This is a genomic window from Streptomyces sp. NPDC096311 (assembly GCF_044763085.1).
Lineage (GTDB): Bacteria > Actinomycetota > Actinomycetes > Streptomycetales > Streptomycetaceae > Streptomyces.
On record NZ_JBIWFN010000020.1, the window covers coordinates 32,254 to 51,400 of the forward strand.

Annotated in this window: 18 protein-coding genes; 9 read left to right on the top strand and 9 right to left on the bottom strand. The window is 71.3% G+C overall.

Translation table 11 applies throughout. From position 1 onward, the window contains the following. Position 1: 1 nt before the first annotated feature. Positions 2–1,330, bottom strand: coding sequence for an MFS transporter (locus ACIRA5_RS39505; protein ID WP_403699326.1), 1,329 nt, complete (start codon positions 1,328–1,330; stop codon positions 2–4). 83 nt (positions 1,331–1,413) lie between these two features. On the opposite strand from ACIRA5_RS39505, the gene ACIRA5_RS39510 reads away from it, so the two are divergent. Continuing rightward, positions 1,414–2,400: a DUF5937 family protein gene (locus tag ACIRA5_RS39510; RefSeq protein ID WP_403699328.1), complete on the top strand. Its 987-nt coding sequence runs from the start codon at positions 1,414–1,416 to the stop codon at positions 2,398–2,400. Between the two features lie 20 nt (positions 2,401–2,420). On the opposite strand, the gene ACIRA5_RS39515 is transcribed toward ACIRA5_RS39510, so the two are convergent. The 5 genes from ACIRA5_RS39515 to ACIRA5_RS39535 all read right to left on the bottom strand — a co-directional run bounded on the left by ACIRA5_RS39515 (position 2,421) and on the right by ACIRA5_RS39535 (position 5,268). After that, a complete protein-coding gene (locus ACIRA5_RS39515) occupies positions 2,421–3,053 on the bottom strand; it encodes a TetR/AcrR family transcriptional regulator (RefSeq protein ID WP_403699329.1) in 633 nt (210 codons plus the stop codon). Further along, complete coding sequence (locus ACIRA5_RS39520) at positions 3,050–3,706, bottom strand: DUF4166 domain-containing protein (protein WP_403699637.1); 657 nt, start codon at positions 3,704–3,706, stop codon at positions 3,050–3,052. The genes ACIRA5_RS39515 and ACIRA5_RS39520 overlap by 4 nt, the downstream gene beginning before the upstream one ends. A 23-nt stretch (positions 3,707–3,729) precedes the next feature. Beyond that, positions 3,730–4,479, bottom strand: coding sequence for a hypothetical protein (locus tag ACIRA5_RS39525; protein WP_403699331.1), 750 nt, complete (start codon positions 4,477–4,479; stop codon positions 3,730–3,732). A gap of 151 nt (positions 4,480–4,630) precedes the next feature. Further along, entirely contained in the window at positions 4,631–4,924 is a 294-nt protein-coding gene (locus ACIRA5_RS39530; protein WP_352051542.1) for an MTH1187 family thiamine-binding protein, read from the bottom strand. Further along, on the bottom strand, positions 4,921–5,268 hold the full coding sequence (locus ACIRA5_RS39535; protein WP_403699332.1) for a DUF3817 domain-containing protein: 348 nt from the start codon (positions 5,266–5,268) through the stop codon (positions 4,921–4,923). The genes ACIRA5_RS39530 and ACIRA5_RS39535 overlap by 4 nt, the downstream gene beginning before the upstream one ends. Positions 5,269–5,482: 214 nt before the next feature. On the opposite strand from ACIRA5_RS39535, the gene ACIRA5_RS39540 reads away from it, so the two are divergent. The 4 genes from ACIRA5_RS39540 to ACIRA5_RS39555 all read left to right on the top strand — a co-directional run bounded on the left by ACIRA5_RS39540 (position 5,483) and on the right by ACIRA5_RS39555 (position 8,142). After that, positions 5,483–6,115, top strand: coding sequence for an AIM24 family protein (locus tag ACIRA5_RS39540; protein WP_099920624.1), 633 nt, complete (start codon positions 5,483–5,485; stop codon positions 6,113–6,115). 1 nt (position 6,116) lies between these two features. Beyond that, a complete protein-coding gene (locus ACIRA5_RS39545; protein ID WP_060900269.1) occupies positions 6,117–6,767 on the top strand; it encodes an AIM24 family protein in 651 nt (216 codons plus the stop codon). Further along, positions 6,764–7,573, top strand: a complete 810-nt coding sequence (locus ACIRA5_RS39550; protein WP_060900268.1) for an AIM24 family protein — start codon at positions 6,764–6,766, stop codon at positions 7,571–7,573. Before ACIRA5_RS39545 ends, ACIRA5_RS39550 begins: the two co-directional genes overlap by 4 nt. A 92-nt stretch (positions 7,574–7,665) precedes the next feature. Continuing rightward, positions 7,666–8,142, top strand: a complete 477-nt coding sequence (locus ACIRA5_RS39555) for a MarR family transcriptional regulator (protein WP_352051545.1) — start codon at positions 7,666–7,668, stop codon at positions 8,140–8,142. Between the two features lie 46 nt (positions 8,143–8,188). On the opposite strand, the gene ACIRA5_RS39560 is transcribed toward ACIRA5_RS39555, so the two are convergent. From ACIRA5_RS39560 to ACIRA5_RS39570, 3 genes are all read right to left on the bottom strand, one after another. Then, positions 8,189–9,481, bottom strand: coding sequence for an MFS transporter (locus tag ACIRA5_RS39560; RefSeq protein ID WP_403699334.1), 1,293 nt, complete (start codon positions 9,479–9,481; stop codon positions 8,189–8,191). 473 nt (positions 9,482–9,954) lie between these two features. After that, positions 9,955–10,911, bottom strand: coding sequence for a methylmalonyl Co-A mutase-associated GTPase MeaB (gene meaB, locus ACIRA5_RS39565; protein ID WP_352051547.1), 957 nt, complete (start codon positions 10,909–10,911; stop codon positions 9,955–9,957). Between the two features lie 41 nt (positions 10,912–10,952). After that, positions 10,953–12,155 carry an acetyl-CoA C-acetyltransferase gene (locus tag ACIRA5_RS39570; RefSeq protein WP_099943358.1) on the bottom strand — a complete coding sequence of 401 codons (1,203 nt, stop codon included), beginning with the start codon at positions 12,153–12,155 and terminating at the stop codon, positions 10,953–10,955. Positions 12,156–12,301: 146 nt separating this feature from the next. Between ACIRA5_RS39570 and mce the strand changes: the two genes are divergently transcribed. From mce to ACIRA5_RS39590, 4 genes are all read left to right on the top strand, one after another. Then, positions 12,302–12,742: a methylmalonyl-CoA epimerase gene (mce, locus tag ACIRA5_RS39575; RefSeq protein ID WP_054233200.1), complete on the top strand. Its 441-nt coding sequence runs from the start codon at positions 12,302–12,304 to the stop codon at positions 12,740–12,742. A gap of 265 nt (positions 12,743–13,007) precedes the next feature. Beyond that, on the top strand, positions 13,008–16,859 hold the full coding sequence (scy, locus tag ACIRA5_RS39580; RefSeq protein ID WP_403699336.1) for a polarized growth protein Scy: 3,852 nt from the start codon (positions 13,008–13,010) through the stop codon (positions 16,857–16,859). 183 nt (positions 16,860–17,042) lie between these two features. After that, on the top strand, positions 17,043–17,978 hold the full coding sequence (locus ACIRA5_RS39585) for a cellulose-binding protein (protein WP_095852560.1): 936 nt from the start codon (positions 17,043–17,045) through the stop codon (positions 17,976–17,978). A gap of 217 nt (positions 17,979–18,195) precedes the next feature. Continuing rightward, complete coding sequence (locus tag ACIRA5_RS39590) at positions 18,196–19,146, top strand: ABC transporter ATP-binding protein (RefSeq protein ID WP_403699338.1); 951 nt, start codon at positions 18,196–18,198, stop codon at positions 19,144–19,146. Position 19,147: the final 1 nt, after the last annotated feature.

A 19,147-nucleotide genomic window follows, 5' to 3' on the forward strand; every position in this document is an offset into this window, starting at 1 on the left:
CTTACCCGCCGGTCATATGCTGGTCAGCCCCGTCTCGCCTTTCGGTCCCGGACCCCTCCACGACGGGGGTCGCGGCCCCCTCCGTACGCCGCGCCTCCACCGCCAGCAGTACGCAGCAGACGGTGCCGAGCACCCCCGCGCCCGCGACGGTCGCCCGCACTCCGGCGAACTCCGCCGCCACCCCCGACAGCGCCATCCCCACCCCCTGGACGGTCATCAGACCGGCGGTGTTCAGCGTCATCGCCCGTCCTCGCAGCTCCTCGGGCACGGCCCGCACGAACCACTGGTCCAGGCCGAGCGAGTACGCGGATCCGGTGCCCGCGAGCAGCAGCAGGGCCAGCGACCAGCCGAGGTCCGGCCGCAGGACGTAGCCGACGTACGGCAGCAGGGTGACGCAGACGAGCGGGAGGGCGAGCCGGGTGCGGGTGGCGGGCCGCAGCCTGGAACCCGCGAACAGCTCCCCCGCGATCGTGCCGACGGGCAGGGCGCACATCAGCAGGCCGAGCCCGGCCGATCCGGCGCCGAGCCCGTCGGCGTAGGGCGCGGCCAGCGCCTCCGGCGCGACGGCGAACATCGGCGGCACCCAGAACAGCAGGAGCAGGGCCCGTACCCGCCGATCGGCGAGGATCCGGCGGGTTCCGTGGAGCGAGTCCCGCACCAGCGCGCCTGCGTGACGGGCCCGCGCGGGCCGTCGCCGGGTGCCGAAGCGCAGCAGCACGGCGGAGGTCAGGAAGGTGCACACCGTGATGAGCAGCGCGCCGCGCGGTGACACGACGGTGAGCAGCACGCCGCCGAGCCCGAACCCGGCGAGCAGCGCGCCCTGCGAGACGATCCGCAGCAGGGAGCGGCCCAGTACGAACAGATCGCCGTCGCCGAGGACGTCGGTCAGCGTCGCCGTCCGCGCCCCCTGGAAGAGCGGTGAGACGACGGCGAGCGCGCAGCGCATGGCCAGCAGTACGGCGATGGGCGCGCCCGGCACCACCATGACGGCCACGCAGCCCGCGCACACCAGGTCGCACACCACGAGGACCCGGCGGGCCGGGAAGCGGTCCGCGGCGCCGGCGAGGAGGGTGCCGCCGACGAGGTACGGGAGGAAGCCGAGCGCGAACGTCAAGGCGCTCATCAGGGGCGAGCCCGTCAGGTCGTAGACCAGGACGGACAGGGCGAGCTCGCTGACCACGAGCCCGAGCAGCGAGAACGCGTGGGCGGCGAATACCGCGCGGAACTCGCGTACGGCGAAGACTCGGCCGTAGCCCGTGGCTTCGGGGGCGTTCGGTGGGGTGGGCGGCATCGTTGTGGTCTTCGTCTCCGCCATCTCTGCTTCCGGCATGGGCAACAGCGTGCGCACCCGGCGGGCCGGCCCGTAGAGTTTCGGCTCCAGCCGAATCTTCCGTTCTTCAGGAGTGCCGTTCCTTGCCTTCCCTTCTGCACTTCGGGGAGGACGACCTCCTCAACTGCCGTTTCGCGGTGTCGCCCCTGTGGGAGACGCAGGAGGCGGTTCGCACGCTCAACCGTCCCGCGCGGCACGGCTACCACGCGCACTGGTTGCGCCGTATCCGCGCGGCCGCCGCCGGACTCGACCTCGCGACGCTGTGGCTGCTGATGCCGCAACGCGGCTACTGCCCCGACTGGCTCTGCCCGCCCCCGATCGGTCCTGCGGCCACCTTCGAGGAGGAGATCGCGGCGGTCCGAGCGGCCGACCCCGAGGCGGCCCGAGAGGAGACCGCGAGGTCACTCGCGGACACTCCGGGCGCCCTCGAATCGCCTCGATGCCGGTCGCTGCTGAAGGACCCGACGCGCATGGTCCAGGAGCTGGCCGACCTGATGGAGACGGCCTGGCACACGCTCGTCGAGCCGGACTGGCCGCGGCTGCGCGCCCTGCTGGAGGCGGACATCGCGTTCCACTCGCGGCGGCTCGCGGAGGTCGGTCTGGGCGGGCTGCTGCCGGAGATCGACCGCCGGTTCGGCTGGCGCTCCCACACGCTGACCATCGAGTGGAAGGGCCGCCACGAGCGGGACCTCGCGGGCCAGGGCCTGATGCTGGTGCCCAGTGTCTTCATCTGGCCGGAGGTGGTCAGTTCCTTCGATCCCCCCTGGCAGCCCACGCTCGCCTACCCCGCCCGCGGCATCGGCGGCCTGTGGGCCGAACCGACGGACCACACCCCCGACGCCCTCGTACGACTCCTGGGACGGGGCAGGGCCACTGTCCTCACGGCCCTGGACGAACCCACCACCACCACAGCCCTCGCCCACCGCCTCCGCCTCGCCCCGTCGTCCGTCTCCGCCCACCTCACGGTCCTGCGCGCCGGAGGCCTGCTCACCTCACGCCGTTACGGTCACCAGGTCCTGTACGAACGCACCCCCCTGGGCATGGCGCTGGCGTCGGGTCCGGAGCAGTAGCCCACCCCGCGCCGCGCCGGTCAGCCGCGCGTGGTGCGGCGCAGGTGGTGGCGGATGGCTCGTTGGGCGACCGGGCCGAGGGTGTCGAGGGCGGCGACCAGGGCGGCCAGTTGTTCCAGGGCGTCGAGGGCGGCCCGGGAACCCTCGGGGTCGACCCCCTCGTACAGCTCGATGCCGACGAAGGACGCGGCGACGGCACGCGCCAGCCCGGCCGGATCTGCGAACTCGCCCAGCGGGGTCGGCGCGAGGACCCGGACCAGGACCCGCTCGATCTCGGTGATCCACAGATCGAGCCCCGCCGAGGTCGCGGGCGCCAGACGCGCGTCCGCCTGCGCCCCGGCGAGCAGCTGCCCCAGGACGGCGACGTGCCCCTCGGCCCGCTCCACCTCGTGCATCTCGCGCCCGAACGCCAGGAGTTCCGCCAGCGACCCGACCTCGGCGAGCCGTTCCCGGTAGTGCGCGACCCGCTGCTCCGCCCCGTGGCGGACCGCGGCCGACAGCAACTCGTCCACGGACCCGAAGTGGTAGAAGACGAGGGCCTGGTTGACCCCGGCGGTCGCCGCGATCGTACGGGCCGAGGCCTTCGCGATCCCCTGCTCGGTGAGCGTCCGCAGGGCGCCCTCCAGCAGTTTCGCCCGGGTCGCCTCGCTCACGCGCGCGCCTCCTCGCGGACGGGCCGCAGCCCGGGCCGCACCCCGCGGGTACGCACGTCGGTGTACGTCGCCCGGAAACTGCCCTCGTAACCGAAGAGCGGACCGAAGTGGCGGTTCACGACCCGGACCCGGATGTGGAAGCGGCCCGTGGAGTCGTCGAAGGACTCGCGTACCTCCGCGTCGGCGCCGATGAGTCCGGGGACGCGGACGTCCACCGGGCCCTCCCGGAAGCGGTGTTCACCGGAGCGGATCAGCAGGGAACCGTCGGGCTCGGCGCGCAGGTGCAGTTCGCTGGCGAGGTGCTGATGCGTGCCGAGGTAGTCGAGGACGCGGTCGCCCTTGGGGCTCAGTACCATCTGGGCGTCGAAGCGGCGGGAGCGGCCGGGCAGGTCGAAGGTGCGCACGAAGCTCACCGTCTCACGGCCGAAGGTGTCGGCGTAGGGCACGTTCTCGATCATGAAGGGGACGTTCCGGCCCGCACGCGGGACGAGGATGTTGCGGGTGCCGCCGAGGGCCAGGAACGGCTTCACGAAGCCCCTCCCGTGCCAGACGCGGTCCATGACGCCGTGGCCGGTGCACGCCTCGCCGCCGGCCAGGCCCACGGAGAAGCGTCGCCGCAGCTCGGGGTGGAGGCGGTCGAAGTCGGCGCCCATCGCGGTGCGGAAGAGGGAGGGGGTCACCGCTGCTCCAGGGTGGCGAGGACGCGCGGCGCACGGGCCTGCGCGATCGGGGTGCGCAGGCAGCGGCGGGCGGCCGGGGTGCCGGGCAGCGGGGGCGCGAAGAGTGCCAGGAGGGCGGCGACGACGGCCAGTACGGGGGTCGAGTAGAGGGCGAGCGGCGCCAGCGGGCCCGCCGCGTCCACGAGCGCGCCGTACACCGTGCCCGAGCAGGCGGCCAGAAGGACGAAGCCGCGCACGGCGCACTCGGCGAGCCAGTGGCGCAGCGCCCGCTCCGGTGTGATGCCCCGCTCCAGCCAGATCCGCAGCCGGTCGAAGGACCAGGCCGTGGCCCAGCCGATGAGGGGGCGGAAGAGGAGCCGGTCGGCCACGGCCCCGAAGCGGCCCCAGCGCGGGCGGTAGTCGTACCCGGTGAGGAAGCGGACGCCGTCGGCGTCGGGGACGTAGCGCCAGTAGCCGCTGCCCTCGGCGAGGAGGGAGAGCGGGTGCGGGGAGGCGAAGCGCAGGGCGGAGGTGCGGGTGCCGTCGGGGCGCTCCTTCTCCCCGGCGCAGGCGCCCGTCCCGGCGACGGTCAGGAAGGGCAGCACCCGGGTGGCGTACCGGAAGCGCTGCGGCTCGCCCTCGATGCGCGGGAGGTAGTCGATGGAGGTGAACCTCAGGTCCCAGCGCTGGTGCTGCGCGGGGTCCTGCGTCCGTGCCCACAGGTCGTCGAGATCGCCTCGTACATGTGCCTCTACGTAGAGCCCCATTGACCGAACCCCCAGATCAGTGACCACTTTTGAGCGATCGCTCAATCGATCGCGCCTTGAGATTACCGGGATTTGAGCGATCGCTCAAACAATCGGGCGCGAAAAACCCCGGCCCACTGGACCGGGGTTTCGGGTCTTCCCGCCGGACGCCCTACGCGGACAGATGCCGCTCCACCGTCTGCACCTTGGAGGTCAGACCGTCCGTCACACCGGGGCGGATGTCCGCCTTCAGGACGACGGAGACGCGCGGCGCCCGTGCCTCGACGGCGGCGACGGCGCGCTTCACCACGTCCATCACCTCGTCCCACTCCCCCTCGATGGAGGTGAACATGGCGTCGGTGCGGTTCGGCAGCCCCGATTCACGCACGACCCGGACGGCGTCGGCGACGTACTCCCCCACGTCCTCGCCGACGCCCAGGGGCGTCACGGAGAAGGCGACGATCATGAGGACTCCACGACTCCCTCACGGCGGGCACGGGAGGCGATGACCGCGTCCTCGCTCTCGCGCCGCAGCTTGCGCTCGGCGAAGAAACCGCCGGTGGGCAGCACGGAGAGGACGAAGTAGAAAGCCGCCGTCTTCTTGCTCCACTTGGCGCGGTTCCAGGCGTCCGCCCAGAAGATCACGTACAGGATGAAGAGGATCCCGTGGAGGGAGCCCATGACGGGCACCCCGTTGAAGTCCGTGGTCCGCTTCAGCACCGAGCAGAGGAGCAGCAGCAGGAAGGAGACGGCCTCGGGGGCCGAGACCAGGCGCAGGCGGCGGAGGGCGGTGGCGGTCTTTATGTCCACGGGTCACCTTCGGTGGGAGATTCGCTTTCGGCGGGGAGCCGCTTTGTGAACGTAAGCACAAGCGTCCACCATTGTGGCACCCGAGCCGGGGCACCCCCGCCCCGGGGTGCGGGCCGGTGATGTCCGCTTGGCCCCTAAGGGTCCGCTCAGGGGTGAGATCCACCCGTGGGCCCTGTCCGCGTTCCCGCCCTGCCGCTACCTTCACCACGTGGCGATGTTCCGACTTCAAGGCAGCAAGGTGCTGGCCGTCGACATGACCGGGGACGCCGTGAAGGCGAAGAACGGCTCGATGGTCGCGTACGACGGTCAGATGGCGTTCAAGAAGCTGAGCGGCGGTGGGGAGGGGATCCGCGGGATGGTGACCCGGCGCATCACCGGTGAGCAGATGACGGTGATGGAGGTGAAGGGGCAAGGGACCTGCTGGTTCGCGGACCGGGCCTCCGAGATCAACCTGGTGAACCTCCAGGGGGACAAGCTGTACGTCGAGTCGAGCAACCTGCTCGCGACCGACGCGGGCCTGCGGACGGGCACGTCCTTCACGGGCCTCAGAGGCGCCTCCCAGGGCAACGGGCTGTTCACGACCACCGTCGAGGGCCACGGCCAGGCGGCGATCACTTCCGACGGCCCGGCGGTGGTGCTGCGTGTCAGCTCCCAGTACCCGCTGACGGTCGACCCGGGGGCGTATATCGCGCACCAGGGCAATGTCCGGCAGTCCTTCCAGGCCGGCGTGACCTTCCGCACGTTCATGGGCGAGGGCGGCGGCGAGGCCTTCCAGATCCGCTTCGAGGGCGACGGACTGGTCTACGTACAGCCCAGTGAGCGCAACACGATCGCGGGGGACCTGTGACATGCCGTTCCGCGAAGTGAACTCCAAGATGATCGAGGCGACGGTCCTGCCCGGCCAGCGCCTGTTCAGTCAGCGCGGCGCGATGCTCGCCTACAAGGGCGAGGTCTCCTTCACACCCAACGTCCAGGGCGGCCAGGGCGGGATCATGTCGATGATCGGCCGCAGGGTCGCCAATGAGGCCACCCCGCTGATGACCGTCGAGGGCAGCGGCACGGTCTTCTTCGGGCACGGCGGCCATCACATCCAGGTGATCAACCTCGCGGGCGACACCCTGTACGTCGAGGCGGACCGGCTGCTGGCCTTCGACGGCACCCTCCAGCAGGGCACGATGTTCCTCGGCTCGCAGGGCGGGGTCATGGGCATGGTCCGCGGCCAGGTGACGGGCCAGGGGCTCTTCACGACCACGCTCAAGGGGCACGGCGCGGTGGCCGTGATGGCCCACGGGGGCGTGATCGAGGTCCCCATCTCCCCCCAGCGCCCCATCCATGTCGACCCCCAGGCGTACGTGGCGCACCACGGTGACGTACGCAACAAGCTGTCCACGGCGCTCGGCTGGCGCGACATGGTGGGCCGCGGCTCGGGCGAGGCGTTCCAGCTGGAGCTGAGCGGCAGTGGTGCGGTGTACGTCCAGGCCTCGGAGGAGAAGCTGTGAGCGCGTACGGGACTCCGGGCGGCCCGGTGATCTACGACCCGATGACGCTGCCGGTCGACGACAACGTCAACAAGTACACCTTCTGCGTGGAGCTCAAGGGGAGCCAGTGGTTCCTGCAGAAGGGCAAGATGATCGCCTACTACGGGTCGATGGATTTCAACGGCATCGGGCACGGCCGGCTGGACCGTCTCGTGCGCACATCTTTCCATTCGCCTCTGCACGCGAGCGACTGGGTGGTGGCGGAGGGCTCGGGCAAGATGCTCCTCGCCGACCGGGCCTTCGACGTGAATTCGTATGACTTGGACGAGGGCAACCTGACCATTCGCTCTGGCAACCTGCTCGCTTTTCAGCCAAGTCTCGCGCTCAAGCAGTCGATCGTGCCGGGCTTTTTGACGCTGATCGGAACCGGCAAGTTCGTGGCGGCCTCTAACGGTCCGGTGGTGTTCATGGAGCCTCCCATCCGGGTGGATCCGCAAGCGCTTGTCGGCTGGGCCGACTGCCCGTCCCCGTGCCATCACTACGACCACGGGTACATGACAGGCCTCATGGGCGGTCTACGTGCACTGACAGGCCTCGGCGGGGCCTCTGGAGAGGAGCACCAGTTCGAGTTCGTAGGGGCCGGAACGGTCCTGCTGCAGTCCACGGAGGTCCTCATGGCCGAGCAGGCCACGGGAGCCGTTCCGCATGAGCCGGGCGTGCCCGGCGGTGGCGGGGTACCTGGTCACCAGGGGCAGCACGGTCAGCAAGCCGGCACACCGCGTCTTCCCGGACAGCTCGGGGACCTCCAGCGTCGCTTCGGTCTGTGAGCGGTAGTCTGCGGAGTGTGACGTCGAACGCGTGCGCGTAGTCACACCACCCTCACTAGTTCGCCTTTCAACATTTTAGGTAGACTTCATTTATGGAGACCGAGACGGCCACGCGCTGGCTGACCGATGCGGAGCAGTGCGCCTGGCGCACCCACCTGGAGGTCAACAGGCTGTTGACGTACCAGCTCGAAAGGGATCTGCAGCCGTTCGGGCTGACGATGAACGACTACGAGATCCTGGTCAATCTCTCCGAGTCGGAGGGCTACCGGCTGCGGATGAGCGACCTCGCGGCCGCCACCCTCCAGTCCAAGAGCCGGCTCTCGCACCAGATCACCCGCATGGAGAACGCGGACCTGGTCCGGCGCGAGAACTGCGAGTCCGACCGCCGGGGACTGTTCGCCGTCCTCACCGAGCACGGCATGGAGACGATGAAGAAGGTCGCCCCGCACCACGTGGCGTCCGTACGCAGGCACTTCATGGATCTGCTGTCCCCGGAGGCCCTGGAGGAGCTGCACAAGTCGTTGCGGCCGATCGCGGAGCATTTGCGGGGGCAGCGAGGCAAGCCGTAACGCTCCGCCGAGTGCGTGACAGGCGGCGGGCCGCCGATGGGTCGTCCTACCCGTGACGGCTGCTGCTCTGCGCGTGCGGGCCGATCTGCGACTGCGGGCCGTCCTGGGCTGGTCGCGCGGTTCCCCGCGCCCCTCTGGGGCGCGGGCCCGCCCGGCGCACGGAGAGGAGTCCCGCCGCCACCGCCACCGTCCCCGACAGGGCAAAGCAGAGGCCCAGGGGCAGGTGGCCCACCAGAAGGCCTGCTCCCGCGGTGCCGCTCGCGCTCCCGGCGTTCACCGCGGTGTTGACCCAGGCTCCGGCCTGGGTACGGCGGCCCGGCGAGGCCGCCTCGTCGGCGATCAGGTAAGACGTCGTGAGAGCCGGGGCGACGAAGAATCCGGCGCAGGCCACGGCGACGGTCAGGGTGCCGAGGCCGGGAGCGAGGCCCGCGGCCGCCAGGGCGAGGCCCAGGCCGCCCGCCAGCAGCGGCAGCCGCGCCCGTGCGGGCTTACGCCAGTCGACGGCGCCGTTCAGGAGGCCGCCCAGGGCGCTGCCCAGCGACAGTGCGGCGAGCACCCAGGCCACCACGTCGTTCCCGTGATGGTGCCGGGTGGCGTAGGCCATCACGAGAAGGTCGACGGCTCCCACGGACAGACCGACGCCCGCCGCGACGACGACGGGCTGCACGAGCGCGCGCCCGTCGCGGAAACGGCGCCCTGCACGTGCGACGGGCTTTGTGACGGCCGGACGTACGCCCGCCACGGCCGGCGACAGGACGAAGGCGAGGGTTCCGGCCCACACCAGCAGGGCGCAGAGCGCGAGCGCGGCGGCCGGGGGTGCGAACTGGACGACCGCGCCCACCAGCAGCGGACCCGAGACGAAGAGGATCTCCTCGGCGATCCCGTCCAGGCTGTACGCCCGCTGCAGGACCCGGTCGTCCTCGATGACCTCGCCCCACAGGGCGCGCACCGTGGGGCCGAGGGGCGGCGTGCAGGCGCCCGCGGCGACGGCGAGGGCGCCGAGGGCGGGTGCGGGTGTTCCGGGCCGCCAGGCCGCTGCCGCGAGGGTCGCGAGCAGGGTGGCGTAGAGCGAGGCCATCGGGATGAGGGCGCGGCGGGGGCCGTGGCGGTCGATCAGGGCCGCCCTCACGGGTGACAGGAGCACGCTTGCGGCGCCGAACAGTGCCATGACCGTGCCGGCGGCGGCGTACGAGCCGGTGGCCTCGGTCACGCTGAGCATCACGGCCAGCGAGACCATGCCGTAGGAGAGTCTGCCGATGAGGGCGGCGGTGAAGGTGTGGCGGGTGTGGGGGATGTGGAAGAACGCGGCGTACGAGGGCCGCGGCGCGGGCGCAGACATGTAGGGGTTCCTCGGCCTGGAGGCGGAAAGGGGTCGCCTGAGTGCCGCGACGGCTCACCCACCGGTGTTCGTCGCGGGCCTGGGCGGGCCCTATGCCAAGAGGAGGAACATGCGCCTTAACGTAACAGCGAGCGCCGGAAGTCGACAGGCAGCCGTTTCCTCGCCCCCGCCGCCCCTACCCGTCCCATCCCAGGGGCTCCGCCCCTTCGACCCCACCGGGGGCTACGCCCCCGAACCCCCGCATCGCCCTGACCGGCCTCGTCCTCAAGCGCCGGACAGGCTGAAGATGCGCGCCAGCGCCCTTCAGGGGCGCGGGGAACTGCGCGACCAGCCCCCACCGGCCCGCAGCCAAACGAAGACGCGCAAACCAGGATCCGGGGCGAAGCCCCGACCCAGGGGGCGCGGGGAACTGCGCGACCAGCCCCCACCGGCCCGCAGGCGAGGAACGCGCCCGGGGGTGAGGAACCCCCGGCTCAGGCCTCCGTCAGGCCCTCCACCAATGAGTCCGCCGCCCGGTAGGGATCCAGCTCGCCCGCCACGATCCGCTCCGCGAGCGCACTGAGACGGCGATCACCGTGAAGGTCACCGATACGCCGGCGCAGCGCCGTGACGGCGATCGTCTCGACCTCCTGGGACGCCCGGGCGAGGCGGCGCTCGCCGAGGACACCGTGCTCCTCCATCCAGGCGTGGTGCTTCTCCAGGGCCTCGACGACCTCGTCGATGCCCTCGCCCCGCGCCGCGACCGTCTTGACGATCGGCGGCCGCCAGTCCCCGGGGCCCCGGGACTCGCCGAGCCCGAGCATGTGGTTCAGCTCACGCGCGGTCGCGTCGGCACCGTCCCGGTCGGCCTTGTTCACCACGTACACGTCGCCGATCTCCAGGATTCCGGCCTTCGCCGCCTGGATGCCGTCACCCATGCCGGGGGCGAGCAGGACCACCGAGGTGTCGGCCTGGGACGCGATCTCCACCTCCGACTGGCCCACACCGACCGTCTCCACCAGGATCACGTCACAGCCCGCCGCGTCCAGGACGCGGATGGCCTGGGGGGCCGCCCAGGCCAGCCCGCCCAGATGGCCTCGCGTGGCCATCGAGCGGATGTAGACGCCGGGGTCGGAGGCATGCTCGGACATGCGCACACGGTCGCCGAGCAGGGCGCCTCCGGAGAACGGCGAGGACGGGTCGACGGCCAGGACCCCCACCCGCTTGCCCTGCCGCCGGTACGCGGTCACCAGCGCCGAGGTCGAGGTCGACTTGCCCACGCCCGGAGAGCCGGTGAGCCCGACGACGTACGCGTTGCCGGTCAGCGGGGCCAGCGCTGCCATGACCTCGCGCAACTGCGGGGACGCCCCCTCCACCAGGGAGATCAGCCGGGCCACGGCCCGCGGCCTGCCTTCCCTGGCCTGGGCCACCAGCGAGGAGACGTCCTGCATCACAGCTCCGTTCAGATCCGTTCAGGAAAGAGACAACGGCTTCAGGCCTTGGGTACCCGCACGATCAGCGCGTCACCCTGCCCGCCGCCACCGCACAGCGCCGCCGCGCCGACCCCGCCGCCGCGCCGCTTGAGCTCCAGGGCGAGGTGCAGCACGAGACGGGCGCCGGACATCCCGATCGGGTGACCGAGGGCGATGGCACCACCGTTGACGTTCACCTTTTCCGTGGATACGCCGAGGTCCTTCATTGACTGCACGGCGACCGCGGCGAACGCCTCGTTGATCTCGATCAGGTCGAGGTCGGAGACGTCGAGGCCCTCCTTCTTCAGGGCGTGCAGGATCGCGTTCGAGGGCTGGGACTGGAGGGAGTTGTCCGGACCCGCGACGTTCCCGTGCGCGCCGATCTCGGCGATCCACTGGAGGCCGAGCTCCTGAGCCTTGGTCTTGCTCATCACGACCACGGCCGCGGCGCCGTCGGAGATCTGCGAGGAGGTGCCCGCCGTGATCGTGCCGTCCCGGGTGAAGGCGGGGCGCAGCTTGGCCAGCGACTCCGCCGTCGTCTCGGCGCGGATGCCCTCGTCCTTGCTGAAGACGACGGGCTCGCCCTTGCGCTGCGGAATCTCCACGGGCGTGATCTCCGCCTCGAAGATGCCGTTCTTCTGGGCGGTGGCCGCACGCTGGTGGGAGAGGGCCGCGATCTCGTCCTGCTCCGGGCGGGCGATGCCCAGGCGTGTGTTGTGCTTCTCCGTCGACTCGCCCATCGCGATGTTCTCGAAGGCGTCGGTGAGACCGTCGTACGCCATCGCGTCGAGCATCTCGATCGCGCCGTACTTGAAGCCCTCGCGGGACTTGGGGAGCAGGTGGGGCGCGTTCGTCATGGACTCCTGGCCGCCCGCGACCACGATGTCGAATTCACCCGCGCGGATCAGCTGGTCCGCGAGCGCGATGGCGTCGAGGCCGGACAGACACACCTTGTTGATCGTGAGCGCCGGGACGCTCATCGGGATGCCCGCCTTGACCGCGGCCTGGCGCGCCGGGATCTGGCCCGCCCCGGCCTGCAGCACCTGACCCATGATCACGTACTGCACCTGGTCGCCGCCGATCCCCGCACGGTCGAGGGCGGCCTTGATCGCGAAGCCTCCGAGGTCGGCCCCGGAGAAGGACTTCAGCGAGCCCAGCAACCGTCCCATGGGCGTTCGGGCGCCCGCGACGATCACCGAGGTACTGCTGTTCGTTCCAGACATGAGGTGCGATCCCCTTACCGGCTGCACAGCCGAGGAGTGAACGAGGGTTTACTTGAATGTACTGAGCGGTAGGCCACCCGTCATCCGGCAGTCAGTGTGATCGCGCGCACGTTGCGTAACCGCCGTATGAGCGCTGCACTGACTCCATGCTGACGCGAATCGACCACATCGGTATCGCCTGCTTCGACCTCGACGCGACTGTCGAGTTCTACCGGGCGACGTACGGCTTCGAGGTCTTCCACTCCGAGGTCAACGAGGAGCAGGGCGTCCGCGAGGCCATGCTCAAGATCAATGAGACGTCCGACGGCGGCGCCTCCTACCTCCAGCTCCTGGAGCCGACCCGCGAGGACTCGGCCGTCGGGAAGTGGCTGGCGAAGAACGGCGAAGGTGTCCATCACATCGCGTTCGGTACGGCGGACGTCGACGCCGATGCCGCCGATATCAGGGAGAAAGGCGTACGAGTGCTCTACGACGAGCCCCGACGCGGCTCCATGGGGTCACGAATCACGTTCCTTCACCCAAAGGATTGCCATGGTGTCCTGACAGAACTGGTCACTTCGGCGGCTGTTGAGTCACCTGAGCACTGACCTCCGTATATCTGGGCCGGTAGGGTTGGGGGTGGCCGCTGCCGTTTCGGGGCGGCTCAGGGCCCGTCCGGCGACGGGCCCTGAGGTCATGCCGTCCTCAGGACGGCGTGGTCAAGGGCCGGGGTCCAGGTTTCGGGGGACGAGCGTCGGGGCGGCAGCCCGTGCTCCGCTGTTGATCTGACACCATTCCCCGGGGGCCCCGTTCGGCGGATGGACGGGGTTCGTTTGGAGAGACTTGCGACCAGGGGACGGATGGGACCGCGCAGTGCGGGGCTACGAACGCCAGGAGCGAGAGCCGGCGGCTGACGTCGACCACCTCTCTCGGTTCGAGGCCGAGATGGAACGGCTGAAGACCGAGCGGGAGAAGGCCGTCCAGCACGCCGAGGACCTCGGCTATCAGGTCGAGGTGCTGCGCGCCAAGCTGCACGAGGCGCGCCGCAGTCTGGCGACCCGGCCTGCCTACGACAGCGGCGGCGACCTCGGCTATCAGGCCGAGCAGTTGCTCCGTAATGCCCAGATCCAGGCCGATCAGCTGCGCGCCGACGCCGAGCGCGAGATGAGCCAGGCCCGGGCGCAGACGCAGCGCATCCTCCAGGAGCACGCTGAGCAGGCCGCCCGGTTGCAGGCCGAGCTGCACCAGGAGGCGGTGGCGCGCCGCCAGCAGCTCGATCAGGAGCTGGCCGAGCGCCGTCAGACCGTCGAGTCGCACGTCAACGAGAACGTGGCGTGGGCCGAGCAGCTGCGGGCCCGCAGCGAGCAGCAGGCCCGCCGGCTCCTGGAGGAGTCGCGCGCGGAGGCGGACCAGGCGCTGAGTGCCGCCCGTGCGGAGGCCGAGCGGACCGCCGCCGAGGCCCGCCAGCGGCTGACGAACGACGCCGAGTCGGCCCGCGCGGAGGCCGAGGCGCTGCTGCGCCGGGCCCGTACGGACGCCGAGCGGCTGCTGAACGCCGCGTCGACGCAGGCCCAGGAGGCCACCGACCACGCCGAGCAGTTGCGCAGCTCCACGGCGAACGAGTCGGACAGCGCCCGCCGCCAGGCCACCGAGCTCAGCCGGGCCGCCGAGCAGCGCATGACGGAGGCCGAGTCGGCGCTGCGCGAGGCGCGGACCGAGGCGGACAAGGTCGTCGCCGAGGCGAAGGAGACCGCGGCCAAGGCCCTGGCGAGCGCCGAGTCGGCGAACGAGCAGCGCACGCGGACGGCGAAGGAACAGGTCGCCCGGCTGGTCAGCGAGGCCACCAAGGAGGCCGAGACCACCAAGTCCGACGCCGAGCAGGCCGTCGCGGACGCCAAGACCAAGGCCGAGAAGATCGTCGCGGAGGCCGAGGAGACCGCGCGGAGCCTCACCGCCGAGGAGACCGCCTCCCAGCTCTCCAAGGCGGCCCGTACCGCCGAGGACGTCCTGAACAAGGCGTCCGAGGACGCCAAGGCGACCAGGAAGGCGGCGGCCGAGGAGGCCGAGCGGATCCGCACCGAGGCGGAGTCCGAGGCGGACCGGCTGCGTGCCGAGGCGCACGACATCGCCGAGCAGCTCAAGGGCACGGCGAAGGACGACACCAAGGAGTACCGCGCCAAGACGGTCGAGCTGCAGGAGGAGGCGCGCCGGCTGCGCGGCGAGGCCGAGCAGCTGCGCTCCGACGCCAACGCCGAGGGCGAGCGGATCCGCTCCGAGGCCCGGCGCGAGGCCGTCCAGCAGATCGAGGAGGCGGCCAAGACCGCCGAAGAGCTGCTCGCGAAGGCCAAGGCGGACGCGGACGAGCTGCGGAACACGGCCACCGGCGACAGCGAGCGGGTGCGCACCGAGGCCATCGAGCGCGCCACGACGCTGCGCCGCCAGGCCGAGGAGACCCTGGAGCGCACGCGCAAGGAGGCCGAGCGCAACCGCGAGGAGGCCGTCGAGCTCTCCGACACGATCAAGGCGGAGGCCGAGCGGGCCGCCGAGGCGCTGCGCGAGGAGACCGAGCGAGCCATAGCGGCCCGTCGGACGGAAGCCGCCGAAGAGCTGACCCGGCTGCACACCGAGACCGAGCAGCGGCTCGCCTCGGCCGAGCAGGCGCTGAGCGACGCACGGGCGGACGCCGAGCGGATCCGCCGCGAGGCCGCCGAGGAGAGCGACCGGCTGCGTTCGGAGGCCGCCGAGCGGATCCGTACGCTCCAGGCGCAGGCCGAGGCGGAGGCGGAGCGGCTGCGCGACGAGGCCGCCGCGGACGCCTCCGCGTCGCGCGCCGAGGGCGAGAACATCGCCGTACGACTGCGGTCGGAGGCCGCGGCGGAGGCCGAGCGGCTGAAGTCGGAGGCCCAGGACAGCGCCGACCGGGTACGGGCCGAGGCGCAGGCCGCGGCCGAGCGGCTGGCCACCGAGGGCGCGGAGACACTGGCCGCCGCCCAGGAGGAGGCCGCCCGGCGCCGCCGCGAGGCCGACGAACTCCTCGGTTCCGCGCGCCAGGAGGCCGACCAGGAGCGCGAGCGGGCCCGCGAGCAGAGCGAGGAGCTCCTCGCCTCCGCGCGCAACCGTGTCGACGAGGCCCAGGCCGAGGCCGTACGGCTGGTCGAGGAGGCCGACCGGCGCGCGACCGAGATGGTCTCCAGCGCCGAGCAGACCGCGCAGCAGGTGCGCGACGCCGTGGCGGGGCTGCACGAGCAGGCCCAGGAGGAGATCACCGGCCTGCGCAGCGCCGCCGAGCACGCGGCGGACCGGACCAGGACCGAGGCGCAGGAGGAGGCGGACCGGGTCCGCGCCGACGCGTACGCGGAGCGGGAGCGGGCCTCCGAGGACGCGAGCCGTATCCGGCGCGAGGCGGCCGAGGAGACGGACGCCGCCAAGTCGCTCGCGGAGCGTACGGTTTCGGAGGCGATCGCCGAGTCCGAGCGGCTGCGTTCGGAAGCCGCCGAGCACGCCCAGCGGGTGCGCACCGAGGCCTCCGACACCATCGCGAACGCCGAGCAGGACGCTTCGCGCAGCCGTGCCGAGGCCCGGGAGGACGCGAACCGGATCCGTTCGGACGCGGCCACGCAGGTCGACACGCTCATCACTGAGGCGCGCTCCGAGGCGGAGCGGCTGACGAACGAGACGAACGCCGAGGCCGAGCGCGTGCGCGCGGAGTCCGTGGCCAAGGCCGAGCGGCTGGTCTCGGACGCGACCGGGGACGCGGAGCGGCTGCGGGCCGAGGCTGCCGAGACGGTCGGTTCCGCGCAGCAGCACGCCGAGCGGATCCGCAGCGAGTCCGAGCGGGTCAAGGCCGAGGCGGCGGCGGAGGCCGAGCGGCTCACCTCCGGTGCCCGCGAGGAGGCCGACCGGACGCTGGACGCGGCACGCCGGGAGGCCAACAAGCGGCGCTCCGAGGCGGCCGAGCAGGTCGACACCCTCATCTCGGAGACGGCGTCCGAGGCGGACAAGCTGCTCGCCGAGGCGCAGCAGAGCGCGCAGAAGACCACGGCGGACGCCGAGTCGCAGGCCGACACGATGGTGGGCGCGGCACGCAACGAGGCCGAGCGGCTGGTCTCCGAGGCGACCGTCGAGGGCAACACCCTGGTGGAGCGGTCCCGTGCGGACGCGGACGAGCTGCTGGTCGGCGCGCGCCGGGACGCGACCGCCATAAGGGAGCGGGCGGAGGAGCTGCGCGACCGCGTCACCACCGAGATCGAGGAACTGCACGAGCGGGCCAGGCGTGAGTCGGCCGAGGCGATGAAGACGGCCGGCGAGCGCTGCGACGCGCTGGTGCGGGCCGCCGAGGACCAGCTCGCCGAGGCCGAGGCGAAGGCGAAGGACCTGGTCTCGGAGGCCAACTCCGAGGCGAGCAAGGTCCGTATCGCCGCGGTCAAGAAGGCCGAGGGGCTCCTCAAGGAGGCCGAGCAGAAGAAGAGCTCGCTCATCGCGGAGGCGACGGAGATCAAGGCCGAGGCCATCCGCGAGGCGCGGGCCGCGGTCGAGGAGGGCAAGCGCGAGCTGGAGGTGCTGATCCGCCGGCGCGAGGACATCAACGCCGAGATCTCCCGTGTCCAGGATGTCCTGGAGGCGTTGGAGTCCTTTGAGGCCCCGTCCGCAGGCAAGGACGGTGGGGTCAAAGCGGGCGCTGCCGCCGGCGCAACTCGTTCGAGTGGCAAGTCGTCAGAAGGCTAGCCATAACCGCCCATTCCGTGCTTTGTGCGGACCTTTGCCACAGGTTCTGGCAAGCCGTCTGACAGTTAGCCACCCAAAAGGAGTCTCATTCTCCAGATCAAACACGCATCCGCTCGATGACACACCGCTTTGGCCCCTAGGATTCCCCCTATCACCTCACCGGTCTCATTCGACAGGAACCCCATGAGCGACACTTCCCCCTACGGCTTCGAGCTTGTGCGGCGTGGGTACGACCGCGCTCAGGTGGACGAACGCATTTCGAAGCTCGTCTCCGACCGTGACAGCGCTCTGGCCCGTATCACTGCTCTCGAAAAGCGCATCGAGGAACTCCACCTCGAGACGCAGAACGCCCAGGCCCAGGTCACCGACGCCGAGCCGTCGTACGCGGGTCTCGGCGCGCGTGTCGAGAAGATCCTCCGCCTCGCCGAGGAGGAGGCGAAGGATCTGCGCGAGGAGGCCCGTCGCGCGTCCGAGCAGCACCGTGAGCTCGCCGAGTCGGCCGCCCAGCAGGTCCGCAACGACGCAGAATCGTTCGCTGCAGACCGCAAGTCCAAGGCCGAGGACGAGGGCGTCCGGATCGTCGAGAAGGCCAAGAGCGACGCCTCCCAGCTGCGCCAGGAGGCGCAGAAGGACGCGCAGTCCAAGCGCGAGGAGGCGGACGCCCTCTTCGAGGAGACCCGTGCCAAGGCCGCGCAGGCCGCCGCCGACTTCGAGACGAACCTCGCCAAGCGCCGCGAGCAGTCCGAGCGTGACCTCGCGTCGCGTCAGGCCAAGGCCGAGAAGCGCCTCGCGGAGATCGAGCACCGCGCGGAGCAGCTCCGCCTGGAGGCCGAGAAGCTGCGCACGGACGCCGAGCGCCGCGCCCGCCAGACGGTGGAGACGGCCCAGCGCCAGGCCGAGGACATCGTGGCCGACGCGAACGCCAAGGCCGACCGCATCCGCTCGGAATCCGAGCGCGAGCTGGCGGCGCTGACGAACCGTCGCGACTCGATCAACGCTCAGCTCACGAACGTCCGCGAGATGCTCGCGACGCTCACGGGCGCCGCGGTGGCCGCCGCCACCACGCCGGCCGAGGACGAGCCGATCTCCCGCGGGGTTCCGGCCCAGCAGTCCCGGTAGGTTCCGGCAGTTTCCGGCAGCACTCCGGCCCGCGCTCTCTTCTCGGGAGCGCGGGCCGTTGGCGTGCCCCGTGAGGGGCGCGCGGCTGTGACATGGTGCGGCTCCGCCGCGTGGGCTCGACAAGCCACGATGGGGCGGCAGTCGGAGACGGTGAACATGCGGCAAACACACGGCCGCCCAAGTGGCACGGCCCCAGAGCGCGTCCTACCGTGTGCGCATGATCGAGCTAGAGGGGCTGACCAAGCGGTACGGCGAGAAGGTGGCGGTCAATCATCTGACCTTCACCGTCAGACCCGGTATCGTCACGGGGTTCCTCGGTCCGAACGGCGCGGGCAAGTCCACGACGATGCGGATGATGCTCGGCCTCGACCGCCCCACCGCGGGCGACGTACGCATCGACGGTCAGCACTACGACCACCTCAAGGACCCGCTGAAGTACATCGGCGCCCTGCTGGACGCCAAGGCCATGCACGGCGGCCGCAGCGCCTTCAACCACCTCCTCTGTCTCGCCCAGAGCAACGGCATCCCCAAGGCGCGGGTGGACGAGGTCCTCGACACCGTGGGTCTCACCTCGGTGGCCAGGAAGAAGGCCAAGGGCTTCTCGCTCGGCATGGGCCAACGACTCGGCATCGCGGGCGCGCTGCTCGGCGACCCGCGGATCCTGATGTTCGACGAGCCGGTCAACGGCCTCGACCCCGAGGGCATCCACTGGATCCGCAACCTGATGAAGTCGCTGGCCGGCCAGGGCCGTACGGTCTTCGTGTCGAGTCACCTCATGAGCGAGATGGCGCTGACCGCGGAGCACCTCGTCGTCATCGGCCAGGGCCGCCTCCTCGCGGACACCTCCATGGCCGACTTCATCGCGCAGAACTCGCGGTCGTACGTCCGTATCCGCTCCCCCCAGCGTGAACGGCTGCTCGATGTCCTGCACGGGGCGGGGATCACCGTCGTCGAGAGCGGCAGCGGGGCGCTGGAGGTGGACGGCGCGAAGTCGGAGCAGATCGGTGAGCTGGCCGCGCAGCACCAGATCGTGCTGCACGAGCTGAGCCCCCAGCAGGCCTCCCTGGAGGAGGCGTTCATGCAGCTGACCGCGGAGTCGGTGGAGTACCACGCGCACACCGATGCCCCACCCCGGCAGTGGGGCGGCGGCTGGAACAAGGAGACCTGAG